Here is a 17,562-nt window from a genome sequence, read left to right on the forward strand (position 1 = left end):
CAATCCTCGCATCAATTCGAACCAGCATGATAGCACGCGCCCCCGGCTGCGGGGGGTGGCATGTACTCTTGGACTTGGAACAATACGCAGGGGGCGCATGGCATGATGGCCATACGCCCCCTGCGGCACAACGGACCGATTCGATCGAATCAGTGGATGTCGCGCCAGTACTCGCGCTTGAGCAGGTACGCCAGCACACCGAAGATGAAGATGAAGATCAGCACCTTCGGCCCCAGCACCTGGGCCTGCAGCTTGGACGGCTCACCCACGTAGGCCAGGAAGTTGGTCAGGTCATAGACCGCCTCCTCGAACTCGTCGGGCTCCATGCTCCCCGGCCGGGTCACCTGCAGTACCTCGCAGGACTGGTACTTTCCGGTCAGCGGATCGAGCTCAGCCCCTTCGACGGGACGATCCGTCTCGGCGCAGACCTTCTCCTGCACGCCCTGCAGCGACTCGAGCACGTTGGGCATGGCCACCATGGGGAAGACCTCGTTGTTGACCCCATTGGGACGACTCGGGTCGCGATAGAAGGTCAGCAAGTAGGAGTAGATCCAATCGGGGCCACGCAGGCGTCCGTGCAGGGTCAGGTCGGGTGCCGCCGAGCCGAACCAGTTGGCGGCATCGCCATGATCCATGGCGATGCGCATCTGGTCGTTGAAGGCCAGGCTGGAGGAGAAGATCAGGTTCTCCTCGACCAGGTCCTGCGGCATGCCGAAGTCCTCGGCGGCCCGCGCGAAGCGCTGGTGCTCCAGCGAGTGACATCCCATGCAGTAGTTGACGAAAAGCTGCATGCCGCGCTGCAGCGACTCCTCGTCGTGCAGATCCGGTGTCATCGAATAGGGCACGTCTGCCGCCGGCGCAGCCATCGCCGTGAAGGGCACCAGCGCGAAGAGCAGTGCGAACAGTTGCTTTTTCATTAGCCAGTCACCCTTTCCGGTAGCGGTTTGGTCTTCTCCATCCTGGTGTAGAACGGCATCAGCAGGAAGAAGGCGAAATAGACCACGGTGCAGAGCTGCGCCACTGCGGTACGCATCGGCGTGGCTGGCAGTGCCCCAAGCACCCCGAGGATCACGAAGCTGATGGCGAACAGCGCCAGCATCACCTTGGATAGCCAACCCTTGTAGCGCATGGAGTTGACCGGGCTACGATCGAGCCAGGGCAGCACGAACAGCACGGCAATGGCACCGCCCATGAACACCACGCCAAGGAACTTGGCGTCGAGCCCGAACAGGTCGAAGGTGATCGCCCGCAGGATGGCGTAGAAGGGGGTGAAGTACCACACTGGCGCGATGTGATCCGGCGTTACCATCGGGTTGGCCGGCTCGAAGTTGGGTCGCTCCAGGAAATAGCCGCCGCCCTCGGGGAAGTAGAACACCACCGCGGCGAACACGAACAGGAAGACCGCCACACCGAACACGTCCTTGACGGTGTAGTAGGGGTGGAACGGAATGCCGTCCAGCGGCTTGCCGGTCTCGTCCTTCTTGGCCTTGATATCGATACCGTCAGGATTGTTGGACCCGACCTCGTGCAGGGCGATCAGGTGCAATACCACCAGCGCCAGGATCACGATGGGCAGCGCCACCACGTGCAGGGCGAAGAAGCGGTTCAGGGTGATGCCGGAAATCAGGTAGTCACCGCGCACCCACTGGGCGAGGTCAGGACCGACGAACGGAATCGCCGAGAACAGCGAGATGATGACCTGAGCCCCCCAGTAGGACATCTGGCCCCAGGGCAGCAGGTAGCCCATGAAGGCTTCGGCCATCAGCAGCAGATAGATGGCCATGCCGAAGATCCACACCAGTTCGCGCGGCGCCTTGTAGGATCCGTACAGCAGGGCGCGGAACATGTGCAGATAGACCACCAAGAAGAAGGCGGAGGCACCGGTGGAGTGCAGGTAGCGGATCAACCACCCCCACTCCACGTCGCGCATGATGTATTCGACGGAGGTAAAGGCACCCTCGGCCGAGGGGTTGTAGCTCATGGTGAGCCAGACACCGGTGAGAATCTGGTTGACCAGCACCAGCAGCGCCAGCGAGCCGAAGAAATACCAGAAGTTGAAGTTCTTGGGCGCGTAGTACTTGGACAGGTGGTCCTGCCACATCTGTGTGGCGGGAAAGCGGTCATCCACCCAGCGCATGATGCCGCTTTCAGCCTTGGCACGATTCGGGTTACCCATCAGGCGGCCTCCTCATCTTCGCCAACGACGATCACGTCGTCGCCATCAAAGCGGTACGGCGGCACCTCGAGGTTGAGCGGCGCCGGCACATTGCGGAAGACACGGCCCGACAGGTCGAAATAGGAGCCGTGACAGGGACAGAAGTAACCGCCGGGCCAGGCCGTCATGTCGACGTCTTCCGGCTCGGGGCGGAACAGCGGCGAGCAGCCCAGGTGCGTGCAGATACCGATCAGCACCGAATACTCGGGCCGCACCGAGCGCAGCGGACCGGTCACGTAGCTCGGCTGCTGCGGCTCGCTGGAATCCGGGTCGGCCAGACGGGAAGGATCCAAGCTCTCGGTGCGCTCGATCATATCGGGCGTGCGCCTGACGACCCAGACCGGCCGTCCACGCCACTCGACGGTCATGCGCTGCCCTGGCTCGAGCTTCGAGACATTTGCACTCACTGGCGCGCCCGCCGCCCTTGCCCTGGCACTCGGCTGCCAGGAAGCCACAAAGGGAACCGCCACTCCCACGGCACCCACCGCTCCTACGACGGTGGTGGCACCAAGGAGGAGACGGCGCCGCCCTTTGTTCACGCCGTTGTCTGCCATTTTATGGTTTCTCCCATCAGCTTACCCGTTGATCCCGCACGGAATGAGTTCCGCGGCCACGGATACCAAATCCGCCATATCTTAAGGAATCGAGCCGCTACGCACAAGCCGAGGCGGCCCTGACCAAGGTGGAATTATTTTTGCAATTTCTTGAAATAGAAACCAAAAAACCCGGGCAAACGCCCGGGTTTTTGCCAGCGACTGAGCAGAAAATCAGCGCTTGGAGAACTGCGGGCGACGACGCGCCTTGCGCAGACCGACCTTCTTGCGCTCCACCTGACGAGCGTCACGAGTGACGTAGCCAGCGGCGCGAAGCGTCGGACGGAAGTCCTCGTTGTACTCCATCAGTGCACGAGTGATGCCGTGACGAATGGCACCCGCCTGAGCAGAACCGCCGCCGCCCTTGACGGTGACATAGACGTCGAACTGACCGGTCGTTTCAGTCAATTCGAGCGGCTGGCGAACCACCATGCGGCCGGTAACACGACCGAAATACTGATCCAGGTCGCGGTTGTTGACGGTGATCTTGCCGGTGCCCGGCTTGAGGAAAACACGAGCGGTGGAAGTCTTGCGGCGCCCGGTACCGTAATACTGCTGTGCCATGGTGATGATCCCCTCAGATGTTCAATTCTTGCGGCTGCTGGGCGGCGTGCGGATGTTCGGCGCCGGCGTAGACCTTGAGCTTGGAGTACATGGCGCGCCCCAGCGGTCCCTTGGGCAGCATGCCCTTCACGGCGGACTCGATCACGCGCTCGGGTGCGTGCGCGATCATCTTCTCGAAATTCATCGAGCGAAGACCACCCGGGTAACCGGTGTGACGGTAGTAGGTCTTGGCCTTGGCCTTGTTGCCGGTAACCTGCACTTTCTCGGCGTTGATCACGACGATGTAGTCGCCGGTATCCACGTGAGGGGTGAACTCGGGCTTGTGCTTGCCGCGCAGACGACGAGCGATTTCGGTGGCCAGGCGACCGAGCGTCTTGTCCGCCGCATCGACGACATACCAGTCGCGCTGCACGCTCTGCGGCTTAGCTGTGAACGTTTTCATGGAGAAATCACCACAAAATCAATCAAGTGTATTGGACCCCGCGCACCATCGTGCATCGGGATCATCCCTATTTTTCTTGGTTGTCGCCCCCAGAAGCAGCGACAACGGTCGAGAAGCGCGCATTCTACATGATTTACGCGCCCAGGTTAAAGCCTTATCGAGCCTGCCTCATGGCTTGTGCGGCAGGGCGAGATACTCGTGCGACTGCATCTCCTGCAGTCGCGACAAGGTACGCTGGAACTCGAATTCAAGACGCCCGCCGGCATAGAGCGACTCCGCCGGCGCCTCGGCCGACATCAGCAGCTTGACGCCGCGGTCGTAGAATTCATCGACCATATTGATGAAGCGGCGTGCCTGGTCGTCGGTCGCCGCTCCCATCCGGGTCACGCTGGAGACCAGCACGGTATGGAACTCGCGGGCCAGCTCGATATAGTCGTTCTGGCTACGTGGCCCGTCGCACAGTTCTCGGAACTCGAACCACACCACGTCGTCATGCAGGCGCCGCGCTCGCAGCACGCGGTGATTGATCTCGATTGGCACGTCGACCTCTCCATCGTGCCTGGCGATTTCACGAAAGCTACGCACCAGCTCCCGCTCCGCCGCATCGTCCAGCGGCGCATGGAATATCTCGGCACGCTCCAGGGCACGCAGGCGATAGTCGACGCCCGAGTCCACGTTGACCACGCGGCAGTGGCGCTTGATCAGATCGATGGCCGGCAGGAAGCGGGCTCGCTGCAGGCCATCCTTGTACAGTTCGTCGGGCACGATGTTCGAGGTGGCCACCAGCACCACGCCGCGCTCGAACAGCGCTTCGAGCAGGTTGGCCAGGATCATCGCATCGGTGATGTCCTTGACGAAAAACTCGTCGAAGCAAATGACCCGCGCCTCGGCGGCGAACTTGCCGGCAACCAGCGTCAGCGGGTTCTTCTCGCCCTTGTAATGCTCCAGCTCGTTGTGCACACGCTGCATGAAGCGATGAAAATGGGTGCGCATCTTGTCGGGAAAAGGCAGGGACTCGTGGAAGGTATCGACGAGATAGGTCTTGCCACGCCCCACCCCGCCCCAGAAGTAGAGCCCTTGGATCGTAGGCAAGACAGGCTCTTCGCCCCCCTTGTCGCGCTTGCCGAACAGCCCCGCCACCCGGGACTTGAGGCCGCGCCCCGTGGTCACCGCTCGCGGCTCGGTCCTGGGCGAGGCCACGAGCTGCTCGTAGAGACGCTGCAGGTGCTCAACGGCCTGCTCCTGAGCAGGATCGTAGTGAAAGTCGTCGCGCTCGAGGTCGGCCCGGTAGCGCGCCAGCGGTGTGCCGGCATCGGCCGAGTGGGACCCCGCAGGCGTCACGGTCGCGCACATGGAAGATTCCTTGCTGATCTTGGCTCGTATCGTTGCAGGCCCCGCATTATACGCATCCCACGCGCTGCGCGCAGAAAAATGGCTGGGCCACCCATTACCACCGATCGTTGACCCGCCGACGGCCAACGCTTCTATAATGGGCCGGCCAGCCATGACTCGAACCGGGAAACGGCACTGGCATCGGCGTGTATCTGTATCAGGAGAACTTCGTGGATTACGGCAATGTGAACTGGATCGTGGCTATCGTCAGCCTGCTGGCCGGCCTTGGTATCGGCGCCATCGGCTATCGCATGCTCGGCGCATCGGCAACCCGCACGCAGGAACTGCGTCGCCAGGCTGCCGAGCGCGAGCGCGAGCTGAACGTGCTCCGGGAGGGCATGAACGAACATTTCAGCCAAGTAGGCATGATGGTGAGCAATATCCAGCGCGAAATGCGCACCCTCGAGCACCGCCTCACCGAGGATGCCAGTACGCTGCACTGCGATACTCCCAGCAACCGCCAGCTCAAGTCGGCCGAGCAACTCACGACGGCCGACCGACCGGCCCTGACAGGCAACGATGACGACATACCGGCACCGCGTGACTATGCCGATGGTTCCGGCGGCACCCTGTCGGAGGATTTCGGCCTCAAGCCCAGCGACGACAAGAGCGAGGCCCCACAACCCCCGCGCTACTGATCGCCCATGTCCCGCAAGGTCAGGCCGGATTGTCGATATCGACGAAACGATGCTCGACGCCGTATTCCCGTTCGAGCCATGCACCCAGCGCCTGAACGCCGTATCGCTCGGTGGCATGATGCCCCGCGGCCAGATAGTGAATGCCGAGCTCACGCGCCAGGTGCGTGGTGCGCTCGGAGATCTCGCCCGAAATGAACGCCTCGGCGCCGGCCTCCCAGGCCTGGGTGATCATGTCCTGGGCACCGCCGGTGCACCAGGCGACACGACGAACCTCCCTCGCACCAGGTGCCTCGACGAGCAGCGGCTCTCGCCCCAGACGTTCGCCGACATGACGTGCCAACGCCGTGGGCGAAGTGGCATCGGGCAGACTGCCGAGCCAGATCAACCCCTGGCCCAGCTCGCCGTCGGCACAGCCCTCTACGCGCAGGCCGAGCCGCCGCGCGAGCATGGCGTTGTTGCCAAGCTCCGCATGGGCATCCAGCGGCAGATGATAGGCCAATAGGTTGATGTCGTTGAGCAGCAGCGTACGAATGCGCCGCTGCTTGATTCCGGTGATGGGCACCGGTTCGTTCTTCCAGAAGTAGCCATGGTGGACGAGCAGCAGGTCCGCCCCCCAGGCTACTGCCTCGTCGAGCAACGCCTGACAGGCGGTCACGCCGCTCATCACACGCTGGACCTCGTCTCGTCCTGCCACCTGCAATCCATTGACGGTGTAGTCCTTGAAGGCGGGCGCATCGAGCAGGGCATCGCAGGCTCGCACCATGTCGTTTCGTAATATCATCCTGCCTCCGGACAGCGCTTCGATGTCGATGTTACAATCGCTCTTATTGTAACGACTGAGCGGGCCACCATCGACTGCCCGCCGACCAGGAAACGCCGCATGCGTCGTTCTTTCATCGCCTATGCCCTGCCCGCCCTCATCGGCGTGCTGTTGGCCATTGTCTTGCTCAATACCTTTCCACAGCTGCTTCGTGGCCCTTCGGCGCCAGAGGGGACCACCCAGCCAGCGCTGCCAACCGAGGTGCAGCAGGTATCGCGCCCCTCCCCCGAGCTCCAGCAGGCCACGCCCCTGGCGCGCCAACAGGGCCCGGTCAGCTATTCGGCAGCCGTCGAAAAGGCCGCTCCAGCAGTCGTCAACATTTACTCGTCACGGGTCGTGGCGCGCGAGGAACATCCGCTGATGTCGGATCCTTTCTTCCGCCAGTTCTTCGCCGACGACCTGCCAACCCAGCAGCGCCTGCTGTCGAGCCTGGGCTCAGGCGTCATCGTCAGCGAGGATGGCTACGTGCTGACCAACCACCATGTCATCGATGGCGCCGACGAGATCCAGGTGGCCCTGCGTGACGGCAGGGAAACGCTCGCGGAGGTGATCGGCACCGACCCGGAGAGCGATCTCGCCGTGCTGCGCATCGACCTGGACCAGCTACCGGTGATTCATCTCGCCGATACCGAGGACGTAGCGGTAGGGGATATCGCCATGGCCATCGGCAACCCCTTCGGCGTGGGACAGACCGTCACCATGGGTATCATCAGCGCCACGGGGCGCAGCCACCTGGGCCTGAGCGCCTATGAAGATTTCATCCAGACCGATGCCGCCATCAACCCGGGCAACTCAGGCGGCGCCTTGATCAACGCCGAAGGTTCGCTAGTGGGAATCAATACCGCGATCTTTTCCCGCTCGGGTGGCTCCCAGGGGGTTGGCTTCGCCATCCCCACGCGGCTGGCCCGCTCCATTCTGGAAGCTCTGGTCACCCAGGGTCGCGTCATTCGTGGCTGGCTAGGCATCGAGGCGCAGGAAATGACGCAGGACCTGGCGGCGTCCTTCGGCCTGCAAGCGCCACGTGGCGTGGTCATCTCCGGCGTAGTGCCCGAAGGGCCGGCCGCCCAGGCCGGCCTGCGTCCTGGCGACGTGCTGCTGGAAGTCGACGGACGACCCATCCTCGATGCCCGCGCCGCCATGAGCGACATCGCGGCCATCGAACCCGGCGCCACGTTACCCCTGACCGTGGTACGCAGCGGCGAGAAGTTCACCGTCGACCTGGAAGTCGGCGAGCGCCCGCTGCCACCTGGCCGTCACCCCGGGCGCTAAAGGGAGGTTGCCACTACTCCTTGGTGCGGTACTCGTCCTTGATACGGTACTCGGCGGAGCGGGCATGTGCCGTCAGGGACTCCCCCCGCGCCAGCACCGAGGCCACCTTGCCCAGCGACGACGCCCCGGCTTCGGAGCAGTGGATGATCGACGAGCGCTTCTGGAAGTCGTAAACGCCCAGCGGTGAAGAGAAACGCGCCGTGCCGGAAGTCGGCAGCACGTGGTTGGGCCCGGCGCAGTAGTCGCCGAGCGCCTCGGCCGTGTAGCGCCCCATGAAGATGGCACCCGCGTGGCGAACCTCCGGCAATAGGGCGTCCGGGTCGGCCATGGAGAGTTCGAGGTGCTCCGGAGCGATGCGATTGATCAGGCGCACGGCCTCGCCGCGGTCGCGGCAGTGGATCAAGGCGCCGCGACGCGCCAGCGACTGGCGCACGATCCCCTCACGCTCCAGCGTCGGCAGCAGCCGGGCGATGGCCGCCTCGACCTCGGCCAGGTGGCGCTCGTCCCAGCTGACCAGCAGCGCCTGGGCATCCTCGTCGTGCTCGGCCTGGGAGAACAGGTCCATGGCCAGCCACTCCGGATCGGTAGCGCCATCGGAGACCACCAATATCTCCGAGGGGCCGGCGATCATGTCGATGCCCACCTGGCCGAATACCGCACGCTTGGCGGTCGCCACGTAGATGTTGCCGGGCCCCACGATCTTGTCGACCCGCGGCACGCTCTCGGTACCATAGGCCATGGCCGCCACCGCCTGGGCGCCACCCAGGGTGAAGACGTGATCCACTCCGGCCAGGTGGGCCGCCGCCAGCACCAGCTCATTGAGCACGCCATCGGGAGTGGGCACGACCATGACGATCTCCCGCACGCCTGCCACATGGGCAGGAATGGCATTCATCAATACCGAAGAGGGATAGGCCGCCTTGCCGCCCGGCACGTAGATGCCGGCCCGGTCCAGCGGCGTGACCTGCTGGCCGAGCACGCTGCCGTCCGCCTCGACATAAGACCAGGAAGTCGGTTTCTGTCGCTCGTGATAAATACGAATACGCTCGGCGGCCTGGGCCAGGGCATCACGCTGAGCGTCGGGTAGACCGTTGAACGCCTGCTCGAGCCGCGCCGCCCCCAGCGTCAGTTCGCTCATGCTCGCAACCGCGAGCCGGTCGAAGCGCTGGGTATACTCGATCAGGGCTGCATCGCCCCGCTCGCGAACCGCCGCGATGATCTCCGCCACCCGCTCCTGGACCTCGGCATCCGACACACCTTCCCAGGCCAGCAGCGCATCCAGGCGCGCCTCGAAATCGGCATCCTCGGTCGATAGCCGGGCAATATCGACGGATTCGACAGGGGTTTCGCTCATGATCGCCTACGCCTCCAGATGAAATAGTCTCGTTGCTGATACCGAGCAGAGTGGCTACCTAGCCGGCGCCTCGGCATTCTCCCGCCGGCGCTCCACCGCCTCGGCAAGGCGTGCAATCAGCGGCTTGAGACGCTCGTGCTTCATGGTCATGGCCGCCTTGTTGACCACCAGGCGCGTGCTGATCGACGCGATCAGTTCGCGTGGCGACATGCCGTTGGCACGCAGCGTGTTGCCGGTGTCGACGATATCGACGATCTCGTCGGCCAGGTTCATCAGCGGCGCCAGCTCCATGGCTCCGTAGAGTTTGATCACTTCGGCCTGGATGCCCTGCTCGGCGTAGTAGCGACGCGCCACGTCGACAAACTTGGTGGCCACCCGGCGTCGCGCACGCGCCGGCTTGGCGCCGTCGATGCCTGCCGTCATCAGCTTGCACTTGGCGATCTCGAGGTCCAGCGGCTCGTAGAGGCCCTCGGCGCCATGCTCTAGCAGCACGTCCTTGCCCGCCACGCCCAGGTCGGCAGCCCCCAACTGGACGTAGGTGGGCACGTCGGTGGCGCGAATGATCACCAGCTTGACGTCGTCGAGGTTGGTGTCGAAGAGCAACTTGCGGCTCTTGCCCAGGTCCTCGGCCGGAACGATGCCGGCGTCCGCCAGCAGCGGCAAGGTCTCGTCGAGGATGCGGCCCTTCGACAGGGCCAGTATCAGTTGCTTGCTCATGCTCTCGCCTAATGGTCGGAAGCTGCAGGCCCCGCGCTGCCCGTTCAACCGGGAATGCGGCGAATCCGGGCCCCCAGCAGCTGCAGTTTTTCTTCGATGCACTCGTAGCCGCGATCGATGTGGTAGATACGATCGACCAGGGTCTCGCCGTCGGCCATCATCGCCGCGATTACCAGCGATGCCGAGGCGCGCAGGTCGGTGGCCATTACCGGAGCGCCGGAAAGGCGCTCGACGCCGGTGATCATCGCGGTATTGCCCTCGAGTGCTATCTGCGCCCCCATGCGGTTCAGTTCCTGAACGTGCATGAAGCGATTCTCGAAGATGGTCTCGACCACGCGTGAGGTGCCGTCCGCCACGGCGTTGAGCGCCACGAACTGGGCCTGCATGTCAGTCGGGAAACCTGGGTACGGGGCGGTGCGAACATTGACCGGCCGCGGACGCCGCCCCTCCATGTCCAGCTCGATCCAGCCATCGCCGATGATTACCTTGGCACCGGCTTCCTCGAGCTTGGCCAGCACCGCCTCGAGGATATCGGCACGGGTATTGCGGACCCGCACGCGACCGCGAGAGAGCGCAGCGGCAACCAGGAAGGTCCCGGTTTCGATACGGTCCGGCATGACGTCGTGATAGGCGCCGTGCAGCCGTTCGACGCCTTCGATGATGATGTTGTTGCTGCCGTGACCGCGGATCTTGGCGCCCATCTTGATCAGGCACTCGGCCAGATCCACCACCTCGGGCTCTCGCGCGGCGTTTTCCAGCACCGTGGTGCCTTCCGCCAGGGCTGCCGCCATCAACAGGTTCTCGGTACCGGTGACGGTGACGGTATCGAAGAAGATGGTCGCCCCCTTGAGCCGGCCGTCCACCCGGGCACGGATATAGCCGCCCTCGACGCGAATCTCGGCGCCCATGGCTTCGAGACCGCGAATGTGCAGATCCACCGGCCGCGAGCCGATGGCACAGCCGCCGGGCAGCGAGACGTCGGCATGGCCGAAATGCGCCAGCAAGGGCCCGAGCACCAGGATGGAGGCACGCATCTTCTTGACCAGCTCGTAGGGGGCGTGGCAGTCACGCACCTGGGAGCCGTCGAGCTGGATGGTCATCTTCTCGCCCATCACCGGCTCGACGCCCATGCGACCCAGCAGCTCGAGCGTGGTGGTGATGTCCTGAAGATGCGGCAGGTTGCCGATGGTGACCGGCTCATCGGCCAGCAGGGTAGCGCACAGGATAGGCAGCGCCGCATTCTTGGCGCCGCTGGCCCAGACCTCGCCATCGACGGGTCCGTTGCCGGTAATGATCAACTTGTCCATGTATGCTCGACCGTCAGGCGCCCTGGCCAGGTGAAGCCGCATTTTCCGGCGCACTAGCCCACTGCGCCGGCGTGTAGGTCTTGAGGCTCACGGCATGCACGGCACCGGAAGCGATCTCCTCCGCGAGGGCGCCATAGATCAATTGCTGCCGCTTGACCGGCGACAGGCCGTCGAAGACATCGCCCACGGCGATGACCTGGAAGTTGCAGCCTTCGCCCTGGATGTAGAAATCGCAATCCTCGAGGCGCGCCTCGAGCAGCGCCTTGACGTCACTGGGTTGCATGAAAAACGGAACTCCTGTGGGACGAATGGAGCGGCACGCGGCCCCATCAAGGGGCGCTGCCAGGAACAAGAATTCCTACATGGTAAAGAAAAGCATCGCGCTTGGCGATGCCGGGACGAGGCTTTGCTGGCGCGGGTCAAGCCTCGTCGGCAAGCGGCAGGAGATCGTCGAGCTCTGCCACCCGTGTCAGCCGAGCGAGCGGCTCCGAGAGCCTGACTGCGCGAATCTTGACGCCAGCCGTGCGCGCCTGGCGCGTCCACTCGAGCAATACGCTGAGAGCTGCGCTGCTGACTTGCTCGACACCGCACAGGTCGAGCACCACGCGCGTCCCGGCGGGCTGCTCGACCAGCCAGGCGGTACCTGACTCGACCAGCGGCGCGGCGATCTCGAAATCGACGTCGCCACTCACGGCCAGCCCCTGCGGGCCGGCTTCCAGCCGCACGCCGCCACGCTCGAGCAGCCGACTCATGCGCCGCCGCCCTCCTCCAGCTCGTCGGCGGCAATCTCCGGCGACCAGTTGGCGATCACCGCATCGTAATCGCGCCCGTGGTCGCGCATGGACTGGTCGAACTGGTTGCGGAACGTCAGCCCCAGGTTGATGCCATTGACGATGACGTTGACCACTTTCCAATGGCCATCGCTCTGGCGCAGCGTATAGCTGACCGGATAGACGGTGCCATCCATCGCCACGACCTCCATGGCCACCGAAGCCTGGTCCTCGTGGCGCGGTTCGCGACGGCTTTCGAGCACGCGCAGCTCGCGATAGTCGAAGGTCACCAGCCCCTTGGTATAGGTATCGATCAGGGTCTGACGGAAGACATTGACGAACCGGGAGCGCTGCTGGGGAGTGGCGTTCTGGAAGTAGCGCCCCATTACGCTGGCGCCGATGTAGCGAAAGTCGGCGATATCGTCGAGGCTGTCGTCCACCAGCGCCTTGAGTTCATTGACGTTGTCGGCATAGTAGTCCTTGCGCCCATCGATCTGGCCCATCAGCTCGTCGATGCTGTCGCGAATGACCTGCTCGGGGCTACGCTCGGGAGCGGCCAGCACCGTCATGCTGGTCACGACCAGGCACAGGCCGAGCAACAGGCGGCGAAACAGAACGAAGGGAAGAGTCATCTGGCTCATGGTGCAACCTCTGAATAAAACGGTAACAAGGGGTGCGGCTCAATCGTTGACCATATTGGACACGAATTGCTGGATGAGTTCTTCCAACACAAGGGCAGACTGGGTGTCGCGGATGGTATCGCCATCGCCCAGCGTCTCGGGGTCGCCCCCGACTGTGAGCCCGACATACTGCTCCCCCAGCAAGCCCGATGTCAGAATGGCAGCCGTGGTATCGCGCGGAAGACGCTCCTCCAGCTCGGCATCGAGCTCCAGGATGACCCGGGCATCGTACCACTCGGTATCCAGCTCGATGGCGGTGACCCGTCCCACCGTGACGCCTGACATGGTAACGCGCGCCCGCGGCTTGAGGCCGCCGATATTGGCGAAATTGGCCTCGAGCTGGAAGGTGTCGCCTGGCACCGTGAAGGTCAACCCGCTGACCCGCAGCCCCAGGAACAGCAACCCCAGAATGCCGGCCAGCATGAACAGGCCGACACCCAGCTCCATCGTCTTGCTGCGCTTCATCCTGCCTCTCCATTAAGCGATAGGTACCCGCCAAACATCAGGAAAACCCTCCGAACATCAGCGCGGTAAGAACGAAATCGAGGCCCAGCACCGCCAGCGAGGAGTAGACCACCGTACGTGTGGTGGCGCGGGAGATCCCCTCCGAAGTCGGTATCAGGTCGTAGCCCTGGAACACCGCGATCCAGGTCACCACCAGGGCGAACACCAGGCTCTTGACCATGCCATTGCCGACATCGGCGATAAAATCGACACTGGACTGCATGTTGCCCCAGTAGGAACCTTCGAACACACCCAGCCATTCGACACCGACCAGGTAGCCGCCATAGACGCCGACCACGCTGAAACCGATGGTCAACAGCGGCAGCGCCACGAAGCCGGCCCACAGCCTGGGCGCCACCACCCGACGCAGCGGGTCGACGCCGATCATCTCCATGCTGGTGAGCTGTTCGGTGGCCTTCATCAGGCCGATCTCGGCGGTCAATGCCGAGCCGGCACGCCCGGCAAACAGCAACGCTGCCACCACCGGCGACAACTCGCGCAGTAGCGACAGCGCCACCATCTGCCCCAGCGCCTGCTCGGCGCCGAAGTCGACCAGGAGGGTGTAGCCTTGCAGCGCCAGCACCATGCCGATGAACAGCCCCGATACCAGCACGATGGCCAGCGACAGCACGCCGACGAAGTGCACCTGCCGCAGCCACAGGTACCAGCCCTCACGCGATGGAATGCCGACGCCGGACTGGGCGAGAAACAGGCCCGAGCGCCCCAAGGCCTCGAGCAAGTCGCAGCCACGCCGACCGAGGCTCAGAATGCGCCCGATCATGGCCGCCCCTCCAGGTTGAGGATGTCGCGGAAGTAATCCGGCGCCGGATAGTGAAAGGGCACCGGGCCGTCCGGTTCGCCGTGCACGAACTGGCTGACGCGGGGGTCGTCGTCGATGTCGAGACTATCGGGCGTACCGTGGGCCATGACCTGGCCATCGGCGATGACGTAGACATAGTCGGCAATCGACAGCGTCTCCTGGATATCGTGCGACACCACGATGGAGGTCAAGCCGAGCGCCTGGTTGAGCTTCTTGATCAACTGCACCAGCACACCCTTCGAGATCGGATCCTGGCCCACGAACGGCTCATCGTAGAGCACCAGGTCGGGGTCCAGTGCGATCGCCCGGGCCAGCGCGACACGCCTCGCCATGCCTCCCGAAAGCTCTGCCGGCATCAGCTCCCGCGCCCCACGCAGCCCTACCGCCTGCAGCTTCATCAGCACCAGGTCGCGGATCATCGCCTGCGGCAGGTCGGTATGCACACGCAACGGGAACGCCACGTTCTCGAACACGCTGAGATCGGAGAACAGCGCACCGCTCTGGAACAGCATGCCCATGCGTCGGCGCAGGGTGAACAGTGCCTTGCGCGACAGGGCATGCACGTCCTGTCCAGCGATCATGACCCGGCCGGCATCGGGTGCCAACTGCCCTCCTATCAGCTTGAGCAGGGTCGTCTTGCCGGTACCGCTGGGGCCCATGATGGCTGTGATCCGGCCACGGGGAATCTGCAGCTCGACGCCACTGAAGATGACCTTCTCGCCGCGCGAGAAATGTAGATTCTTCACCTCCACGAAGGGGGAATCGATCATGCCGCAAGATCCAGAAAAAAATTATCGAACATCGTATCCTAACTCCTCTGCCCGACGCCAGCCCGACCGGCACCGCCGCTTGCACCCGAACCACTGAAAGACGTCTAATGTGCGCCCTCATTCCGTCGTACTGATCGGTGCCATGCTGCTTCCTCTCATAACGGTCGCCCTGGGCCTTGTCGTGCTCACCTGGAGCGCCGACCGCTTCGTCAATGCCGCCGCCGCCACGGCCAGCCGCACCGGGCTGAGCGCAATGCTGATCGGCATGACCATCGTGGCGCTGGGCACTTCGGCCCCCGAGATGGTGGTCGCCGTGTTCGCCGCCCTGGATGGCCTGCCCGACCTGGCCACCGGTAACGCCGTGGGTTCCAACATCGCCAATATCGGGCTGGTGCTGGGCGTCACGGCCCTGGTCAGGCCGATTCCCATACGCTTCTCACTGGTGCGGCGCGAACTGCCACTGCTGCTCGGAGCCACCGGCCTGGCCGGCTATGCGCTGGCCAACGGCGTGCTGGGACGCTTCGACGCCCTCCTCCTCGGCCTGCTGCTGGTCTTCAGCCTGTGGTGGCTGATGCGCGCCGACACCCCCGACCCACGCCCCGCCGACGAGATACCCGGCCTTTCCCTACCCAAGGCACTGTGCTGGCTAGCAGGTACCCTGTTGCTCCTGGCACTGAGTTCCCGGGCACTGGTATGGGGCGCCAGCGAGATCGCCCGCGGCCTCGGCGTCAGCGATCTTCTTATCGGACTGACGATAGTCGCCATCGGCACCAGCCTGCCGGAGCTGGCCGCCTGCGTGGCCAGCGCCATCAAGCGTCATCATGACCTGGCCATCGGCAACGTGATCGGCTCCAATCTGTTCAATCTGCTGGCGGTACTGCCGATTCCCGGCCTGCTGGCACCGGGGCCGGTCGACCCAGCAGCAGCGCAGCGCGACTTTCCGATCTTGCTGTTGCTGACGCTGGGCATGGGCATGCTGTTGCTCTGGCACCGCCATGGCCGGCTGGGGCGGGTTCCCGGCGCCTTGTTCCTTGGTATCTATCTGGTCTACCTGACCTGGCTGGCCGCCTCAGCCAGCGGTGCCACTTGAGCGATTCCCCACAAAGGGCAACAATCATCGCCATGAACACAGACGACTCACCAGCTCAAGGCGCCGACTCCTCGCTACTGCGAGACAGCGCCCGCCGCACCCTGAAAATCGAAGAGCAAGCCATCGCCGCGCTGGCCGAACGCCTCGACAGCCACTTCGACCGTGCCTGCGAGCTGATGCTCGCCTGCCGGGGCCGCGTGGTGGTGACCGGCATGGGCAAGTCGGGCCACATCGCAGGCAAGATCGCTGCAACGCTCGCCAGCACCGGCACACCGGCGTTCTTCGTCCACCCCGGCGAAGCCAGTCACGGCGACCTGGGCATGATCACACCGGGCGACGTGGTAGTAGCGCTGTCGAACTCCGGCGAGACGGCCGAGGTCACCGCCCTGCTGCCGCTGCTCAAGCGCATCGGCACGCCGCTGATCAGCATGACCGGGCGCCCCGACTCGACGCTGGCCCGCCACGCCGATGCCCATCTCGATGCCGGCGTCGAGCGTGAGGCCTGCCCACTGGACCTGGCACCGACGGCCTCGACCACCGCCGCACTGGTGCTGGGTGATGCCCTGGCCGTGGCCCTGCTCGAGGCGCGCGGCTTCACCGCCGAAGACTTCGCCCTCTCGCACCCCGGCGGCAGCCTGGGCAAGCGCCTGCTGCTACGCGTCAGCGACCTGATGCATCAAGGCGAGCGGCTGCCCAGCGTGCCACTGGGCAGCCCCCTGCGCGACGCCCTGCTCGAAATCACCCGCCAAGGGCTCGGCTTCACCTGTGTCGTCGATGAGCAGAATCAGCTGATCGGTGTCTATACCGACGGCGACCTGCGCCGCACACTCGACCAGCATCAGGATCTCAGCCAGCTGACGGTGGACGACGTCATGACCCGCCCCGGCAAGCGCATCTCTCCCGACATGCTGGCCGCCGAAGCGGTGCGCATCATGGAAGACAACCTGATAACGGCGCTTGCCGTCGTTGACGAAGAGGGGCACCCGATCGGCGCCCTGCACATGCACGACCTGCTGCGAAGCGGCGTCATCTGACATCACCCTGACCAAGGAGAGCCCATGGCTCTGGCCACCCCTACCATCGACCCACGCCTTGTCGACCGCCTGCGCAAGGTTCGCCTGCTGGCGCTGGACGTGGACGGCGTACTCACCGACGGCCGACTCTATTTCCAGGCCGATGGCGTAGAGATCAAGGCGTTTCACACCCAGGATGGCCTGGGCCTCAAGCTGTTGCGGCGTGCCGGCCTCCAGGTGGCCTTCCTGACCGGACGCGAATCGCCCATGGTCAGCCACCGCGCCGCCGCCCTGGGCATCGATCACGTCTTCCAGAGCTGCGAAGACAAGCTCGCCACTCTGCGCGAACTGTGCACGCGCAAGGGCATCGAGCTCGAACAGGTCGCCTACTGTGGCGACGACCTACCCGACCTGGCAGCCATCCAGCGCGCCGGCATCGGCATTACCGTGCCCGGCTCCCCTTCCTACATGCGGGCACTGGCAGACTACGTCACCGAGCGCAACGGAGGACATGGCGCAGTGCGCGAGATCTGCGACATGCTGCTCGAAGCGCAAGGGCATCGCGACGCCCTGGTCGACACCTACCTCCACGGCAAGCGTTGAG

21 protein-coding genes are annotated in these 17,562 nt (G+C 64.2%); 5 read left to right on the top strand and 16 right to left on the bottom strand.

From position 1 onward, the window contains the following. Positions 1-149: 149 nt before the first annotated feature. From ACUY1T_RS04320 to zapE, 6 genes are all read right to left on the bottom strand, one after another. Positions 150-917: a cytochrome c1 gene (locus tag ACUY1T_RS04320; RefSeq protein ID WP_446020490.1), complete on the bottom strand. Its 768-nt coding sequence runs from the start codon at positions 915-917 to the stop codon at positions 150-152. Further along, complete coding sequence (locus tag ACUY1T_RS04325) at positions 917-2,176, bottom strand: cytochrome b (protein WP_446020491.1); 1,260 nt, start codon at positions 2,174-2,176, stop codon at positions 917-919. Before ACUY1T_RS04325 ends, ACUY1T_RS04320 begins: the two co-directional genes overlap by 1 nt. Then, a complete protein-coding gene (petA, locus tag ACUY1T_RS04330; RefSeq protein WP_446020492.1) occupies positions 2,176-2,769 on the bottom strand; it encodes a ubiquinol-cytochrome c reductase iron-sulfur subunit in 594 nt (197 codons plus the stop codon). Before petA ends, ACUY1T_RS04325 begins: the two co-directional genes overlap by 1 nt. Before the next feature lie 213 nt (positions 2,770-2,982). Beyond that, positions 2,983-3,372, bottom strand: a complete 390-nt coding sequence (gene rpsI, locus ACUY1T_RS04335) for a 30S ribosomal protein S9 (RefSeq protein ID WP_434233670.1) — start codon at positions 3,370-3,372, stop codon at positions 2,983-2,985. Between the two features lie 13 nt (positions 3,373-3,385). Further along, entirely contained in the window at positions 3,386-3,814 is a 429-nt protein-coding gene (gene rplM / locus ACUY1T_RS04340) for a 50S ribosomal protein L13 (RefSeq protein ID WP_167111123.1), read from the bottom strand. Positions 3,815-3,982: 168 nt separating this feature from the next. Continuing rightward, positions 3,983-5,167, bottom strand: coding sequence for a cell division protein ZapE (gene zapE / locus ACUY1T_RS04345; RefSeq protein WP_446020493.1), 1,185 nt, complete (start codon positions 5,165-5,167; stop codon positions 3,983-3,985). A 209-nt stretch (positions 5,168-5,376) separates the two neighbouring features. Between zapE and ACUY1T_RS04350 the strand changes: the two genes are divergently transcribed. Then, positions 5,377-5,844, top strand: a complete 468-nt coding sequence (locus ACUY1T_RS04350) for a YhcB family protein (protein ID WP_446020494.1) — start codon at positions 5,377-5,379, stop codon at positions 5,842-5,844. Positions 5,845-5,863: 19 nt separating this feature from the next. Here the strand turns inward: ACUY1T_RS04350 and ACUY1T_RS04355 are convergent, their stop codons facing one another. Further along, positions 5,864-6,625, bottom strand: coding sequence for a Nif3-like dinuclear metal center hexameric protein (locus ACUY1T_RS04355; RefSeq protein ID WP_446020495.1), 762 nt, complete (start codon positions 6,623-6,625; stop codon positions 5,864-5,866). 99 nt (positions 6,626-6,724) lie between these two features. On the opposite strand from ACUY1T_RS04355, the gene ACUY1T_RS04360 reads away from it, so the two are divergent. Then, a complete protein-coding gene (locus tag ACUY1T_RS04360) occupies positions 6,725-7,933 on the top strand; it encodes a Do family serine endopeptidase (protein WP_446020496.1) in 1,209 nt (402 codons plus the stop codon). Between the two features lie 13 nt (positions 7,934-7,946). Here ACUY1T_RS04360 and hisD read toward each other — a convergent pair whose 3' ends face one another. The 9 genes from hisD to ACUY1T_RS04405 form a co-directional block, all read right to left on the bottom strand. After that, complete coding sequence (hisD, locus tag ACUY1T_RS04365; RefSeq protein ID WP_446020497.1) at positions 7,947-9,287, bottom strand: histidinol dehydrogenase; 1,341 nt, start codon at positions 9,285-9,287, stop codon at positions 7,947-7,949. 54 nt (positions 9,288-9,341) lie between these two features. Further along, positions 9,342-10,004, bottom strand: a complete 663-nt coding sequence (hisG, locus tag ACUY1T_RS04370; RefSeq protein WP_446020498.1) for an ATP phosphoribosyltransferase — start codon at positions 10,002-10,004, stop codon at positions 9,342-9,344. 44 nt (positions 10,005-10,048) lie between these two features. Continuing rightward, entirely contained in the window at positions 10,049-11,311 is a 1,263-nt protein-coding gene (gene murA, locus ACUY1T_RS04375; protein ID WP_446020499.1) for a UDP-N-acetylglucosamine 1-carboxyvinyltransferase, read from the bottom strand. A gap of 13 nt (positions 11,312-11,324) precedes the next feature. Beyond that, positions 11,325-11,594 (bottom strand): BolA family protein, encoded by a 270-nt coding sequence (locus tag ACUY1T_RS04380; RefSeq protein WP_197447799.1) that lies wholly within the window; start codon positions 11,592-11,594, stop codon positions 11,325-11,327. A 136-nt stretch (positions 11,595-11,730) separates the two neighbouring features. After that, on the bottom strand, positions 11,731-12,063 hold the full coding sequence (locus ACUY1T_RS04385) for an STAS domain-containing protein (RefSeq protein ID WP_446020500.1): 333 nt from the start codon (positions 12,061-12,063) through the stop codon (positions 11,731-11,733). Next, positions 12,060-12,722, bottom strand: a complete 663-nt coding sequence (locus tag ACUY1T_RS04390) for an MlaC/ttg2D family ABC transporter substrate-binding protein (RefSeq protein ID WP_446020501.1) — start codon at positions 12,720-12,722, stop codon at positions 12,060-12,062. Before ACUY1T_RS04390 ends, ACUY1T_RS04385 begins: the two co-directional genes overlap by 4 nt. Before the next feature lie 39 nt (positions 12,723-12,761). Next, positions 12,762-13,226 (bottom strand): outer membrane lipid asymmetry maintenance protein MlaD, encoded by a 465-nt coding sequence (mlaD, locus tag ACUY1T_RS04395; RefSeq protein WP_446020502.1) that lies wholly within the window; start codon positions 13,224-13,226, stop codon positions 12,762-12,764. A gap of 37 nt (positions 13,227-13,263) precedes the next feature. Continuing rightward, positions 13,264-14,046 (bottom strand): lipid asymmetry maintenance ABC transporter permease subunit MlaE, encoded by a 783-nt coding sequence (gene mlaE, locus ACUY1T_RS04400; protein ID WP_446020503.1) that lies wholly within the window; start codon positions 14,044-14,046, stop codon positions 13,264-13,266. Beyond that, positions 14,043-14,855, bottom strand: coding sequence for an ABC transporter ATP-binding protein (locus ACUY1T_RS04405; protein ID WP_446020504.1), 813 nt, complete (start codon positions 14,853-14,855; stop codon positions 14,043-14,045). Before ACUY1T_RS04405 ends, mlaE begins: the two co-directional genes overlap by 4 nt. Positions 14,856-14,997: 142 nt before the next feature. On the opposite strand from ACUY1T_RS04405, the gene ACUY1T_RS04410 reads away from it, so the two are divergent. Genes ACUY1T_RS04410 through ACUY1T_RS04420 form a run of 3 tightly spaced genes read left to right on the top strand, consistent with a single transcriptional unit; the run spans position 14,998 to position 17,561 of the window. Continuing rightward, positions 14,998-15,945, top strand: coding sequence for a calcium/sodium antiporter (locus ACUY1T_RS04410; protein ID WP_446020505.1), 948 nt, complete (start codon positions 14,998-15,000; stop codon positions 15,943-15,945). A 32-nt stretch (positions 15,946-15,977) separates the two neighbouring features. Further along, positions 15,978-16,979 (top strand): KpsF/GutQ family sugar-phosphate isomerase, encoded by a 1,002-nt coding sequence (locus ACUY1T_RS04415; RefSeq protein ID WP_446020506.1) that lies wholly within the window; start codon positions 15,978-15,980, stop codon positions 16,977-16,979. A gap of 24 nt (positions 16,980-17,003) precedes the next feature. Beyond that, positions 17,004-17,561 carry a KdsC family phosphatase gene (locus ACUY1T_RS04420; RefSeq protein WP_446020507.1) on the top strand — a complete coding sequence of 186 codons (558 nt, stop codon included), beginning with the start codon at positions 17,004-17,006 and terminating at the stop codon, positions 17,559-17,561. Position 17,562: the final 1 nt, after the last annotated feature.

This window comes from Billgrantia sp. Q4P2 (assembly GCF_052806135.1).

Bases quoted from the DNA above. Each gene is read 5' to 3' on its own strand.
- ACUY1T_RS04320 (WP_446020490.1), bottom strand. From the start codon at position 917: ATGAAAAAGCAACTGTTCGCACTGCTCTTCGCGCTGGTGCCCTTCACG.
- ACUY1T_RS04325 (WP_446020491.1), bottom strand. From the start codon at position 2,176: ATGGGTAACCCGAATCGTGCCAAGGCTGAAAGCGGCATCATGCGCTGG.
- petA (WP_446020492.1), bottom strand. From the start codon at position 2,769: ATGGCAGACAACGGCGTGAACAAAGGGCGGCGCCGTCTCCTCCTTGGT.
- rpsI (WP_434233670.1), bottom strand. From the start codon at position 3,372: ATGGCACAGCAGTATTACGGTACCGGGCGCCGCAAGACTTCCACCGCT.
- rplM (WP_167111123.1), bottom strand. From the start codon at position 3,814: ATGAAAACGTTCACAGCTAAGCCGCAGAGCGTGCAGCGCGACTGGTAT.
- zapE (WP_446020493.1), bottom strand. From the start codon at position 5,167: ATGTGCGCGACCGTGACGCCTGCGGGGTCCCACTCGGCCGATGCCGGC.
- ACUY1T_RS04355 (WP_446020495.1), bottom strand. From the start codon at position 6,625: ATGATATTACGAAACGACATGGTGCGAGCCTGCGATGCCCTGCTCGAT.
- ACUY1T_RS04360 (WP_446020496.1), top strand. From the start codon at position 6,725: ATGCGTCGTTCTTTCATCGCCTATGCCCTGCCCGCCCTCATCGGCGTG.
- hisD (WP_446020497.1), bottom strand. From the start codon at position 9,287: ATGAGCGAAACCCCTGTCGAATCCGTCGATATTGCCCGGCTATCGACC.
- hisG (WP_446020498.1), bottom strand. From the start codon at position 10,004: ATGAGCAAGCAACTGATACTGGCCCTGTCGAAGGGCCGCATCCTCGAC.
- murA (WP_446020499.1), bottom strand. From the start codon at position 11,311: ATGGACAAGTTGATCATTACCGGCAACGGACCCGTCGATGGCGAGGTC.
- ACUY1T_RS04380 (WP_197447799.1), bottom strand. From the start codon at position 11,594: ATGCAACCCAGTGACGTCAAGGCGCTGCTCGAGGCGCGCCTCGAGGAT.
- ACUY1T_RS04385 (WP_446020500.1), bottom strand. From the start codon at position 12,063: ATGAGTCGGCTGCTCGAGCGTGGCGGCGTGCGGCTGGAAGCCGGCCCG.
- ACUY1T_RS04390 (WP_446020501.1), bottom strand. From the start codon at position 12,722: ATGAGCCAGATGACTCTTCCCTTCGTTCTGTTTCGCCGCCTGTTGCTC.
- mlaD (WP_446020502.1), bottom strand. From the start codon at position 13,226: ATGAAGCGCAGCAAGACGATGGAGCTGGGTGTCGGCCTGTTCATGCTG.
- mlaE (WP_446020503.1), bottom strand. From the start codon at position 14,046: ATGATCGGGCGCATTCTGAGCCTCGGTCGGCGTGGCTGCGACTTGCTC.
- ACUY1T_RS04405 (WP_446020504.1), bottom strand. From the start codon at position 14,855: ATGATCGATTCCCCCTTCGTGGAGGTGAAGAATCTACATTTCTCGCGC.
- ACUY1T_RS04410 (WP_446020505.1), top strand. From the start codon at position 14,998: ATGCTGCTTCCTCTCATAACGGTCGCCCTGGGCCTTGTCGTGCTCACC.
- ACUY1T_RS04415 (WP_446020506.1), top strand. From the start codon at position 15,978: ATGAACACAGACGACTCACCAGCTCAAGGCGCCGACTCCTCGCTACTG.
- ACUY1T_RS04420 (WP_446020507.1), top strand. From the start codon at position 17,004: ATGGCTCTGGCCACCCCTACCATCGACCCACGCCTTGTCGACCGCCTG.